This window comes from Ohtaekwangia koreensis (assembly GCF_900167975.1).
GTDB lineage: Bacteria > Bacteroidota > Bacteroidia > Cytophagales > Cyclobacteriaceae > Ohtaekwangia > Ohtaekwangia koreensis.
In genome coordinates, this window is the sequence record NZ_FUZU01000001.1 from 826,441 (window position 1) to 840,769 (window position 14,329).

At 40.2% G+C, this 14,329-nt stretch carries 5 protein-coding genes and 1 other RNA gene; 2 read left to right on the top strand and 4 right to left on the bottom strand.

Features of this window, described 5'->3' with window-relative positions; all coding sequences use genetic code 11:
• Positions 1-2: 2 nt before the first annotated feature.
• From B5Y40_RS03600 to ssrA, 4 genes are all read right to left on the bottom strand, one after another.
• Positions 3-6,944 carry a DUF6443 domain-containing protein gene (locus B5Y40_RS03600; RefSeq protein ID WP_159453593.1) on the bottom strand — a complete coding sequence of 2,314 codons (6,942 nt, stop codon included), beginning with the start codon at positions 6,942-6,944 and terminating at the stop codon, positions 3-5.
• 440 nt (positions 6,945-7,384) lie between these two features.
• A complete protein-coding gene (locus B5Y40_RS03610; RefSeq protein WP_143785590.1) occupies positions 7,385-10,201 on the bottom strand; it encodes an RHS repeat domain-containing protein in 2,817 nt (938 codons plus the stop codon).
• 207 nt (positions 10,202-10,408) lie between these two features.
• Positions 10,409-11,626, bottom strand: coding sequence for a site-specific integrase (locus B5Y40_RS03615; protein ID WP_079685335.1), 1,218 nt, complete (start codon positions 11,624-11,626; stop codon positions 10,409-10,411).
• 234 nt (positions 11,627-11,860) lie between these two features.
• Positions 11,861-12,252, bottom strand: a transfer-messenger RNA (tmRNA) gene (gene ssrA, locus B5Y40_RS03620).
• A 186-nt stretch (positions 12,253-12,438) separates the two neighbouring features.
• Here ssrA and dnaX point away from each other — a divergent pair.
• Together dnaX and B5Y40_RS03630 are read left to right on the top strand one after the other, a co-directional pair.
• Positions 12,439-13,563, top strand: a complete 1,125-nt coding sequence (gene dnaX, locus B5Y40_RS03625; RefSeq protein ID WP_079685336.1) for a DNA polymerase III subunit gamma/tau — start codon at positions 12,439-12,441, stop codon at positions 13,561-13,563.
• Between the two features lie 140 nt (positions 13,564-13,703).
• A complete protein-coding gene (locus tag B5Y40_RS03630) occupies positions 13,704-14,195 on the top strand; it encodes a hypothetical protein (RefSeq protein ID WP_079685337.1) in 492 nt (163 codons plus the stop codon).
• Positions 14,196-14,329 lie beyond the last annotated feature (134 nt).

Sequence of the window (14,329 nt, forward strand, 5' to 3'; positions counted from 1 at the left end):
TTTTATGGAGTTTTAGATGGAGTAGCAGAGTATTCGACACCGCCAGACTTTGTATACCTAAGATCGTAGACAGTTGTTATTTTAGACACGCCATTTTTCACCGTTACCTTCGTAAACTTACCATTGCCTTCCACGGCATTCGGATGTCGCCCGCAATTTGCTCTATCATCCGGATGTATCAACGGATTACCTGAATATTTTTGATAAGCCCCCTCAAACATAGTAGGTGTTGCCCATCCCCAACTTTGATTTCCAATCACTGTTGTCTTCATCTTAAGCGCCATTTCCTTACACAGTTCAACACCGCCATTACCTATCCCACCTGCATGACAGTTAAACAAAATCACTTGACTATCCTTGCCTAGCAATGCACCAATCCTAGCCAAGTTCGCATCATTTTTTACTTTGGTCAATCCCGTGTCATCACCTGAGTATGCTGTGTTGCCAAGGAACGTCATAGCTAAGTCTTCATTCCCATGACCGGCAAAAGTCAAGGTGTTTATTTTCTTTCCTGTTCGTGAAACTAATCCTTCAAGTTTGTCTGCTGCTTCCTTGGAGTTATTGGCTGTAATGATCGACGCTTCTGTCTCCAAAGCAGCTTCAAGCATATCATCCATAGCCTTATCTCCTCCTTTATTTTGGTCCCATTGTCTAAATATAATGACGTTGTTTCCCTTATCTCTGTTAACCGACTTTAAAGCCTGATCTGCAGTAATTTTCTTCTTTTTCCCGTTTTTCCCAACATCCTCATATTCACCAGTATCCCAGTTATAAACAGGGGCTAGTCCCATTATATCGACGAGAGTTACAGGATTATTGTATGCAAATCCGAACGGGCTAAAGCTTTCCATAGTTTCAGCTACGGGGTCAACCGCACCCCATCTGCCCAAATCTGGCATGTACATACGTGCACCATAGTCCAGCCACCCTAATCCAAGCTCATCTTGTTGCTCTTTACCACTAAAATTATAAGCATTTATTAGACCATTTTCTCGGTTCATCGAATTAAAAGCAAGGCCAAATGGGTAATAGTCATCTGATTGAATTACAGAAGACTTAGTATGTGTTAATTTAAAATCATCGAAGTAAATTTCCTGACCAATGCTACCCTCATTTGATATGTAAACGTAGACATATCCAGGCTCGCTGATGACTACCTCTTTACTCAAAAGCTGATGCGGGGCTTTGGCAGCCGAACCCACCTCTTGGACATACGCGGAAGAAAGTTGCTCAAACGCCAAGTCAATTAAGTTATGATTGCGGTCGAACACTAAAACATTCAGCCATCCTTTCGGCCAATTCTCATTACCAGGATTGCCATTACCACCGATGAAAGTACCATAATCTTGTAAGGCTGCTCTTGCGGTTCCTGTTTCACCTGCTAAAGGAGCTGATAAATTAAATGCTGATAACAATGCTGCACCAAATGTGGTGAGATCAACTGGTCCACCTTCAGCTCCTAAATATTTTGCATATACCTCTGCTTTAATAATATCACCTGGCATTACAGACAATGTCTTCGCAAGACCAACCTGTGAACCTGAACCACCATTAAGCATCTGTGCCTTGGAGTATACAGTTCCTGCATCTGTATGATCAAACATATCGGATGAGACTCTGCTGTAATTTTCAAAATTATTAGTCTCAGTGTTTTGAGTATCATCTTCGAACGTTGCAGTGTATATATCTGCTTCGACTTTTGTTGTGAAAGTTAAACGAACATTACCAAGATGATCCTTCAAATTGTATTGATATTCAGGGGCTACATTTTCGCCTAACTTCGTTATCTCAAAATCATTCACTAAAAAATAGTCAGTTGAAGCAGCAACACTCCAGTATAAACCGGCTTCAAGTTGGGTCGCACCTACAGGTATAGTGATAGTTTCTTCAACCCATGACTCAGTGGACGATGTACTTGACAATTGAGAACCCATCCAATAAGCACCCCAAAGGATGTTACCAAGATTTGTTCGCGCAAGCAGGTAAACATTGTTGCTACCAACACGATAGCCTTTTGCCCGTATGCGATATCGCTCACCAGGCTGTACAGGTAGTATACCTCCTAATGTAGCACCACGGGTAGTCGTACCGTTACTTGCTACTTTAATATAATTCTGGTTGCTTGCTTGCGTAACGGGCGAAAGTGTAGTCCCATTCGCCGTTGTCACACTATTTAAATCCGCACCATCGTTCGTGTATATATTTTTTTCAGTCGCAAGTACAATTCGTCCTTCCTCATGCTGAACAAATTGCAATACATCATTTACATACTGAAATTCACCAGCATAGTCCGTTTGCTTAGTCGAATTAAGGAAATAGGTTACTTCCGCCAACTTGCGACCCGTTGCATCATAGATATAGTTAGCAGTATTTACTCCTCTTGTTACAGTTGTTGGAAGGTTTAACACGTTATACGCTATGGCTATGACACCTTTGTTTTTATCGACCGTCATGTTACCGTTGGCGTCATAGGTATAGTCATTGTCGGTATTCGTACCATCTATAAAACCTTTATACTTATCCCCTATATCTACAACTTTCAATAACTGATTACTACTGTTTGCGCCAGATGTATAGGTGTACGAAAGTATATCCATAGCGTTCTTTTCATTGTAACGGGTAAGTGTTTTTATGTTTCCGTTCAAGTCGTATGTAAGCTCTCCTTCATGAAACTTACCCGGGTTCCACACACCTAAAGATGCAGATTGAAGGTTTGTTGCAGACTCTAAGCGGTTAAGTGGATCATACTTAAAATTATAGGCCATTTCTTTTGTTTCACTCAGCCCTTGATTCACACTCCACTTCATGGCTGAAATATTACCGTTATACTGTCTGCCATCTTGTATAGTATTTAGTTCTACGCGACTGGCAAACGTATATATTTCTGACTGTGTTGCAGGGGCACTTAATATTTTGACTTCATCAATAGAACCTACCATACTTAAAACACCACCTTGTATGCGTGTCCTACCGATCAAAGTAGTGGCCGAGGCAGCTCCGGTCGAAAATATAGTTATGGGGGTTGTTGCACCGTCTTGCACACCATCCACATAGAATCGTATACTATGCCCATCCCCAACAACCGCTACATGATGCCAATTGTTGTCATTAATCGTACGCACTCCTCCCAACGCAGTAAAAGAAACAGAATTGGTACCTATGGTCGTAATAAAACGGAGTTGATGATCGCCATATCCTCCACCGTAAGTCTCATACATAAACGTAAAACCTTTTGATACCGAAGTAGCAGTATTACCCACAATTACATTTCTTGCATTCAGATCGCCAATTTTTATAAAAGCAGATATAGTAAACTTACCAGTGTTCTGAATGAAAGAATGTTTGGTGAGTGAGTTCGGCATTTCAATATAAGCACCGGCACCAAAACTATATGCCTCGTTGCTATTACCTTGTGAATCTGTTGTTAAAGTGGCTGCAGTCACCACACCATTAATTCCGTTCGGAGCATCATCATTCGCATTACCATTGAATGCATACGAAGAGACTAGTGAATTATCCAGACCTGATTTAATTTCTTCATTCCCAGTACCCAGCGCTTCATTATAAGCAAGGTTCAGCCCGAAGTAATCGCTGCCGTCATCATTGGTTATACCATCATTATTCAGTTCAGCATTGTTAATTGACGTCAGCCAACCACGAATGTTATAACGATAGTCTACAGATTGCTTCGCATCAGTAGCATCACGATTTGTACTATGCAGTTTTTTGTCGATCAGTTGTCCTAATTCATTATACTCATTTTTACTTACGAGTATCTGCTGCTGTGAACCGATCTGGTGCCACGTGTGCGTTAATCGCCCTGCATGGTCGTATTCAAACCTGCGCGTTATTTCATAAGGTGTAAAGTTTCCGAATGATGATCGTAAATTACAGATAGCACCACGGTTATTGTAAATGGAAAAGTCAATCAGCAAAGCATTAGTAGTAGCTGCACGCTCCGTAAGAGGGGCTCCATTACGATAAAATTTAATCTTACCATCTTTTCTTTCTATCCTAAACAAGTCGCCAGCAGCATACGTAGGCGAAATCGTAAGCAGGTTTGCCGAGCCACTTTCCCGAACTTCAACTTTGGCTGTGTTTGTCAGGTATAAAGCGTACTTAATGGTGCCCCAGTTTGCATTTGCATTTGTTTCTGACAGCCCTATCATTAAAGCTTTGTTGGTAGCTGAAGTCGTGAATTCCATCCAACCATCCGTATTAGCAGGAAGTATTTCAACAGACGCACCGCCAGAAGTCCAACCATCTAAGTCCGTTTTATCAATACGGTTCCCCATTCTCCTGGCCGCCACCATGTCTTTCCAGGTTATGCGGGTATGAGTAAGCTTGCTCTTGAGTACTTTACCAGTAAAGTCGTAAACATTACTTATTCGATCACGGCCGCTTTTATAATTGTCGGATATAGCCTGTGTAAGCCTATACCTATCGTCATAGTAGTTTACGGAATTCAACCATGTTATCGAACTGCTTGCTATATGACTGTCCAATACTCGCACGCGCGTCCCTGTAACCTGCCCAATCACACCGCCAAAAGCAGCTTGAGGCTGCCGATAGATATATCCACTAGCCGTTTCTGTAAGTCCTTCGTCTATATAGTCATAGTTTGCGCCTATATACGACTTATATGTGTAGTCATCATAATAGGTTATTGTAAGATATTGATTGACGTCAGGTGATGTATTAGATGTAAATATAGGATATGACTTATTGCTGTAGCCATGAACATTGCCCGTTACATTACCGATATACGTCTCGTAATAGCGCGTCCATGCCTTTGCGTAGTGATTAATTACCCCTTGTTGCATAGCAGCCTGAGTAAGTACAGTTGTAGTATCTTTTATGCCGGTAGCTATCGGGCGGTTTAATTCATCATATTTGGTAAATGTCCATTGTTTATTTATACGTTGGTTGCCGTCCTGTGTAAGCACAACACGATTTTTTTTGTCGTACACCAAATAAACCCATTCAGTAGATGGACATTTCTTTTCAACTAACCGTTGCTTCGAATCATATTTGTACTGAAAAGCATACGTACTGAGATCGTTTGAAGTAATGATATAATTATCATGGAGTTTACTACATAATTCCGGTTGCAATACTAAACGCAGATTTCCAAAGTCGTCATAAACATAGTACGTAAGCGCATACATTCTCGAAGTGCCAGTCCCCTGTATATATGATTTTTTAAGAACCGTGAGATCATTTGCATCTTTATATACTATAACTTCGTGATTATTCTCATCATATGTGGTCGTGACGTTTAGCTTATTCTTTTGGTAATACTTATAGCTCTCATTTTCAATATATTTTAAAACATTATTACCGAGATCAAACTGAAATAATATTACTTCTCGTTCAAGGTTCCCCGTAAAAGAATTTTTTGTAGTATGGTCATTTTCATTTGTTGGCTGCCAGTCGCTGCCCGGAAGTCCCACCTTCATTACGCGACTAAGAGGACTGGACTCAAACACTGTTTTGGAAAACGGATGATTGGTATTTGCGACGAGTGGATCTGTTGTGTAAAAATTATTCATCGCTTCTCCTGGCTGACCATTTGCATTGAGCACATCTGACTTTAACTGCCCATAGTCGGACGACGAGGTATAGGGAAGGTATATATATACCTCTCTATTATACTCATCATAACTATATGGCTGTACCAAATCTTTACCGCTTGTAGAATGCTTGGTTTTTATCGTTTGATATGGCCTACCAAGACCATCTACATATTGAACTGTTTGAATTAAATCAGATGTAACTGACAACGAATTCACTTCTGCTTTTGAAATCACTCCAGCGTGTTTAATGCTATTGCCTAATACATAGTTAGCATCTACACTAATAAAACCTGACCATACATAGATTGAATTTGACATTCCGGTCCCCACGACTCCCGATTTGGAAACAACTACGCGGTAGTTCCCAACAATATTTGAATTGTATGTGGGATTTGTTCCAATAATATCACCTTCGTCGTTTTGCCACGCATAACTATCATATTGTCCTAAAACCACCAAAGTGATTGACCCATTCGCCTCCAATTTCGCCGATTGGCTATTTTGTATTGCAATTACAGGGAGGGCAATGACATTCACCGAAACAGCTATTTTTGCGCTACTTTCACAAACGCCCTTCATGGCAGAAACATAAAAAAGCTTGTTCTCTGTAATATCTGTAACCGTTAATTGCCGACTCGTTTGTCCTGGCAAGATGATATTAGACGACGTGTACCAGCGATAACTTGTTGCTCCAGGAACGTCGCCAACGGATATTGTCGCAGAGCCACCGGAGAAAACAGATGCGTTGTTGGCAATTGTTGGATTCGTTGGGACTGACGAACCAACGTCAATCAATCCTATACGCTGATATCCTGTTCCCCACGTATACGGTGTCGTTTTAGAACGACTTCTTAGATAGAGATCAACTGTACTGGTAAGTGTTATACTAGTACCATTGCCGTATGACAGACTGGTGCCTGTTGCAGAAGTTTGCCACCACCACTCGTAATTGGCACCGGCTGGCGGAGCGTTGGTTAGAGTAACGGTTGAGCTACCACAACTATTTACAATTTGATAATTGGCATTTGGGTCAGGCAACGCAGGCATAGCAATTTGAACGGCCACCTCACCGGAGTAATAATTATCAGCGGTAATATATTCGAACCATATATACCCAGTGCCGCCAGTGGTCCATTGAATTTGACCAAATAAATCATTTTGCGAAACAAGATTGCCCTTGGAAACTCCCCAATAAACTGTGCCTCCCGATGGAGGATTAACTACATTTCCACTACTATTTTTGAACTGCGCCTGATAGGTCAAGGTTTGATTCACATTGGCGCTCGTTGGCCCATTAATAATAACAGTTAAATTTTGACTATACAGGCGGAAAGGAAGAATCCAAAACGCTATTAAAAGTAGTTTCATTCTCACCATAACCTATTTACCTCTGCTTAAGAATAATTTCGTAAAAATTCCGGGTGAAGTTTTCATCGTCAAAATCAAAGAATCCTCCTCCATTGTCTGAATCGAATACACACTTTTATATCCCTTCGCATAGATAATTGACAATTCACTACCCTTTAATATCCAACTTCCGGCCACAGATCCCTTGTTACCACTAGCAATCCAACTTATCTCGACTGCTCCTGAGTCTTTAAATAAAAATGTTCTTGTTGAAAAATTTTCAAATAAACGATTTCTTTGTTCCTCTCGAAGTGAATCATATTCCTTCCTATTGCCTTCCGACATCATATCGATGGTTTTCTGAAAGTCCACTAACCAAAAACCGGATAGTTCTGTCTGTGCATACAAGTTTTGCCAACAAAAAAATATGCATATAACATATATATACCTGTACATAAAACTTATTTAAAATTGCTCTTGAAATTATAGTTATAAGTCTGAACGATATTATTATCGGCGTCAGTCAATACTTCCAATCGCCCAAGCTCATCATACGTATAAGAATTTGTTTTAAGATTGGGATCGGTAATTACAGAGATGCCAACAAGTGGTTTGTGTGTAAATGTGGTGATTGGAAATTTTGATACCGTAGGGTGATTCCGTAGCGCTGTGAGACTCTGCCCACTCTCAGAATATGCGTTATATAATATACTATATGGAACACCTTTAACCTCCAAAATAGGAAGAGTATTGTTATAGCCCCATAAATAGGAGGTCACTTCGTGTGCGGTTTGCTTGGACAGTAAGTTACCAAGAGCGTCGTAGTCGTAACTTAATATTTTTGTGTAAGGTAAATTGCTAAATACAAACGTGTTTCCTGACGTGTAAGACTGGGATACGGGCTGTGGAACCGTCGATTCCATACTATATACGTCCGCAACCTGAATATTTTGCGCCTCGATAAACTCCCGATATAACAACAGCTTAGCGGCAATAACTGATTCGAGTCCGGAATACGTTTTTCTAATACTTTGATATTCTACTATGGATCTAACGTTATTCTGTAAGACCAGCCTTTTAAGTGCATTGTAGTATGAGTCGCTACCAAAATCTGAAGTAAGTACATAATCCAATGGGTACTTAAAAAACTCTATTAGCTTATCGCCGTCAGATTGAGTATGCTCAATTCGAGTATAGTAGCGGTGACTAGCACTGCCATAGGTATACTCGCTATAGTTTGTTGATATCTCTTCACCATTTAAATCATAATCTGTATTCGTTGTCCTCTTTAAATATACCCAACGGGAAAAAATGGCGTACATGGCATCAACGTTGTAATCATTTAAAATATAGTCATACAAAGGATCTCTAGGCGTTTCACCAAAAAATTCACATTGTACCTTTCTATGTGTCAGCTCTGGTCTAAACGCATATAATAACCGATCATTAACAACCTGATACTCGTTAACAGTTGATTTAACAATGTCGCCATCTTTGTTTTTCACCAAAGTCGCTTTCAACCGGATATCTCGATCTAAATAATATTGATCACTAGCCTCATATATATACTCTGTGCTGCCTACCTGATTCGATAAACCAGCTATCTCTACCACTTTGCGATAAGCCAATGCAAAACCAGAGAGTCCGGCAAACAGTGAGTTGTTGGCCCCGCTAATGACGTAATGGCTACATGACACCATATTCCACATGCAGCCCCCTTCTGGTATTGGCTGGCACACACAATTATTAAGTGTGTAATATTTGACATAAAATGGCTCCCCATAGAAAATTGGCTCATCGTATTGATATCTTCTAAATGAAGATAACCTTCCATCAAAATCTTCAATTTGTGTTACTCTTAATCCGGGACCTGCCACTGATTGACTACCTGATAAATATTGATTTTGTTGGTAAGTAAAGACTGAGAAACCTTTGGTCGGGTAAATTATTTTTTTTAGCATTCCCGTTCTTGATGCGGTCTCATTCGGCTCTCTGATTGCATAACCATAATTTTGCCATTCGTAGATATGCGGTATCAGTGATTGGTTTCCACTTGCGTTATAATAGCCCCAATGATCTTGTTCAAAACCAATTTTACTAGGAAATGTACCTTCGTAGTAATCAAAGTAATGTGGCTTTTTTACTATACCATTAATGCCTGTTTGTATAAAACTTTTTAACTTTAGGCGGGCACTATTCTTGTCCGCCTGATTGCCAAAATAGTCGTAGTTAAACTTAAATTTTCGAATAATTTCGCTACTATATCTGTCAATGATATGTATTTCAGATAGAGCCTTAGAAGAGCCATATAGATCAAGTCGATCTTGTTGCTGCGGTATAAATAACACTTCTGTCGTCCTACTTCTTATTTTTTCCAAACGCCAGGAAGTTACCGTTGTTAAACCGCTGTTTGATATATTATTGCTCTTATTTAAACATCCATCTGTATAGGGTGGGGGATTACCGTCAAAGGTATGCTGTATCGAAAAATTGGACGCAGATTGAATAATCTCGGGCTGTTCTCCATAAATATATTCAATGACTTCACTACCGTTGGCGGACGTAATAGAAGTTAAAAGCCAGGTAGAGACATATGGCGGATAATTATACGTCTCCGCGGCGTTGTTGAGAACTGTTATTTCGCGTTTTGCAAATTCGTATTTAACACCATCATCTGTGGTTATTACAAAATTATCTCCAACTCTTTTAATTGATATATTTTGATATGATAGTTGAACTGCGTTTCCTTGGGACATTACAAACTTACCCGAGAAATTTCCAAGGTTAAACGAAAAAAGATCGGGTTCCCCATCATAAAATCCCTCAGTAATTCGATTGGCAGTCAAATTGTCAATGCCTTGCTGACTTCCAATTTGATCATACGTTTTTCCTCCATTGTTATTTTGCAATACCGATCCTTCTAAATCTGGGTTTCCACGTATTATTCGAGAAATAGTAGCATTGGCAGTCAGCGACCATCCAAAACCAACCCAACTAGCTTCTTCAGCAACCCGTAACCCGTTATTATTATAGTTAAGTGATATGTCTGCCTGAACACCCCGTTCTTGTATTGACCATACAGGCAATGAAATATTTACCGTACCGGAGGAAAAACTTATCGGTATAAATCCAAATTTACCCAAAGAAGCAGCTGTAGGAGATGGAAACGAAACACTACGGTCGTAATCAACTTGGCTAAAAGTTGCTTGGCAATACAACATGTTTGAATAAAACGTAATCGCTAGAAAACAAAGGCAGGTTACTACTCTTTTAATCATAGGTAGGTTAGGTATTGATTTAGTAACATGAAGTTACCATACTTTGCCCAAATATCAGACAAATTAGAATTGATTCAAAATAATTTCTTTGTAACATAATCAATGACACCACTAAGTTTGTCACTTTTTTCAGGGTAACTACTATGAGGTCATTGGCCATCTTCGATTTTTCCTTAGTTATTGTATGGCGTATCCTATATAAATCATTTAAACCTCCCGCTGCATACGGTATTTAAGTGCTTTCATGTCTTCACTGATTTTAATATCTACAATTTTTGCATAGTGTTGTGTCGTCTTCAGATTTCGGTGACCAAGCATTTTACTAACAGTTTCAATCGGTACACCGTTCGTGAGTGTCACTGTAGTGGCAAACGTATGTCTCGCTGTGTGATAGGTCATTTTTTTATTTATACTGCATATTGTTGCAATCTCATGCAGATACTCATTCATCTTTTGATTACTTAATATAGGGAGTGCTCTATTTTTGACTATACATGCGGGATGGCCTTTATACTTGGCTAAAATAGCCATGGCAGTTGGTAGTAGTGGTATACGTGATGCCGCCTCCGTTTTTTGTCGCGTAGTGATAATCCACTTTTCACCGTCTATGCCTGTAACAATTTCGTTATAGGTCAACTTTTGCGTGTCGATATATGCAAGGCCGGTATAGCAGCTGAATAGAAATATATCTCGTACCTGACGTAGTCTTTCACTTGAAAAATCTTTTGCATGTAGTATATCAAGCTCTGCGCTTGTCAGGTAGGGACGTTGAGTGTCCTCTTTTATCATCTTATGAGCAGCGAATGGATTGCGGAGAAGCCATCCATTTTTAGTACATATATGAATGATCTTTTTGAAGTTTGTAAGATACTTTACGGTGCTGTTTTGGTTGCACTTCTTTTTTGTTTTAAGCCAAAATTCAAAGTCTGTTATGAACTTATACTTGATATCTTCGATAGCTATATCTGTTTTGTTATATAGTTCACGAATAAAATTAGCAGTATGATCAAACGTTGTTAGATACTTTTTATAGGTGGCTAACGAATACTGTATGTTGATTAGTGCTTTTATCTGTTCGTTGTGTTCCTTAAATATACCCAGTAGCATTTTTGATGGCTCTTTGACACCGAACCATAGTTTGCCAAACACATCTTTTGTTATTTCTTGATTCGTTAGAAGCAGTGTCTTTTGGATATCATACACTTTGGCGCGTAACGCATCCAGTAAGTTGTTTAACTCTTTTGCCTCTTTGTTGTTGCTAATAACTCGACAGCTTTTTTGAGACCATTTAGCTGGGTCTACTGTATAGGAAGTAGCTGTTTCAAAACGATCTCCGCTGACTGTTACTCGCATATAGATCGGATCTGATCCGAAGCGATTAGTCTTTGACTTTCTTAAGTAGAATAGAACTTTAATGCTTGCCATATACCATCCGTTTAAGTTTTAAAATCCTTTTTTGTCTAGAGATAATCAAGATGTTCATATATCGAACTACTTGATTATCAATTGATAAAGGTCAAATTCGGCAAACGCATTGGTGTACTTGAAAAGTGCACCGAATTTGCCACCTACGGATGGGTATGATTTGAGGGTGATCTAAAACAAAAAAGCCCGAATTCATTACGGATTCGGGCTTTTGTATTCCTTTGATTTGTGTACCAGTGGAGCCGCAGAGAATCGAACTCTGGTCCAGAGAAGAAGAACTCATACCTTCTACATGCTTAGTTGACTTTAATTGTCGGGAGTAGCAAGGCAGGCAACAGCCAAACTACACCTTAGTTACTGTGTCTTAGCCGCGCTTAGCAACATCGCGCGGAGCAGTTCTGCATAACGACACCGCTAACCAGCACCTGCAAAACGACAGTGCTGAGCGATGATGGCTTTCCCGATCTTATCGGGACGAGGCGTAACTTAGCGAATCGCTAAATTAAGCAGCCATGGCGTAGTTAGACTCGCCAAGTATGATTCAGGACTATCTTTCAAGGCTCTCATCCTATGAGCCTGCATGCTTCTATACGACCTCAAACATCCTGTCAAAACCGGTCGGCCCCGATTTTTTTAAACAAGAACATGGATGACCAATGCACGTGTTTCAAAGAACAATGTCCAATTTTAGTTGGCAAAGAATTTACAAATATAAAACGAAAAAAGTTCTGACTCTAAATTCATTTAATTGAGCGTTACAATTGCAATTGTTCATTGCTAATTGTCATTTCAATTTTATCTTGCGCCCTCGCATGGAAAACTTTGTTGTATCGGCACGTAAATATCGCCCTACTGGGTTTGACGAAGTGGTTGGGCAAGAGCACATTACCACTACGCTCAAAAATGCTATCGATAACAATAAACTTGCTCAGGCCCTTTTGTTCTGCGGACCGCGTGGTGTGGGGAAAACAACCTGCGCGCGTATCGTTGCCCGCCTGATCAATGGTTTTGAAGAAAGAACTGAAAATAATTCACTCAATATTTTCGAGCTTGATGCCGCGTCTAACAACTCGGTTGAAGATATCCGAAACCTGATCGACCAGGTTCGCTATCCACCACAGTTCGGAAAATTCAAAGTCTATATTATAGATGAGGTGCACATGCTTTCGAATGCTGCCTTCAATGCTTTTCTGAAGACACTGGAAGAGCCTCCTTCATACGCTATTTTTATTCTGGCTACAACGGAAAAACATAAAGTTATTCCAACGATTCTTTCACGTTGCCAGATTTTTGATTTTAACCGGATCCAGATTAGTGACATTGCCAATCATTTAAAAAAGATTGCGCAGCACGAAGGTATACCGGCAGAAGATGAAGCACTCCACCTCATCAGTCAGAAAGCAGACGGTGCACTTCGTGATGCCCTTTCAATTTTCGATTTGATGGTGACATACTCCTCGGGTAAAGGAGTGATGTTCAAAAATGTGTTGAGCAATCTTCATATCCTGGACTATGATTATTACTTCCAGGTGATTGACGCATTGCTGTCTCAAAATCATACGCAGCCTTTGTTAGTGTTGGACGAAATTTTGCGCAAAGGTTTTGATGGACATAATTTTATCGTAGGACTTAGTGAACACCTCCGGAACCTGCTCGTATCACAAGATGCGCGCACCGTACAGTTGATGGAAGTTCCGGATAGTGTTAAAAAGAAATATATACAACAGGCACAAACGTGCCCTCCTTCACTGCTGCTTACATGGCTTAACATCGCCAATCAGTGTGATATACATTATAAGGGAAGCAAGAATCAACGCCTTTCAGTTGAGCTTGCGCTGATGAAGATGGCGCATGTAGGAAGCGTATTGAAATCCGACCAACTCAGTCTTGCCAATGGACTTGCCGATGCGGCAGGGTTAAAAAAAAAATTAGTGTAGAGACTGAAACAGACGCAGAGCCTGTTGCAGAAGAAGTAAAATCACCAACGCCAACCTCCGTTGCACCAGCAACATCCGCGGCATCAGCTCCGGAGAGTATACCTGCGGCAGAAGAAGCTCCCGGCCCGGCAACATTTTCAATGAAACCGGATTTCTCAGAAAAGTCCAGGTTTAAAACCGCTCCCAAAACAACAGTAAAGCTCACCGATCTTTTAAAGGTAGAGCCGAAGAAAGAACAAACGGACGCTAACCAGGCAAAGGTAGATCCCGATGAGCCTTTTACACCAGAGCAACTTCAAGCGGTTTGGAATGAGTTCGCAGAGCTCCGTAAAAAATTCCAGGCAGAATATCATCTCCTTACACAACCTTACGATCTGAAAGACAATGTGGTGACGGTACATCTTCACAACAGCGTACAGGAAATGATGCTGAATGGTCTTCGGATCGAACTCTCAACCTTCGTCAGAGAGAAATTGAAGAATAACTCGATTCAGATTTACGGGGAGCTGAAAGAAGTGGAAGATGTGCGGAAAGTAATCTATACCAATCGCGAAAAATTCGACTATCTGATTGAGAAGAATCCAATTCTCAGGGAGTTGAAAGATCGTCTCGGATTGGATACTGATTATTGATCTGTTTTCGGATTACGGACACGTTTGTGTTACGAGCAGTTATGTAGCATCTACAATGTATAGCCATAACGCTTGAGTGATAAGTATATAGATCTTGATTCAGAGCCCGACTTAGCATAAGAGAAAATTGTGCT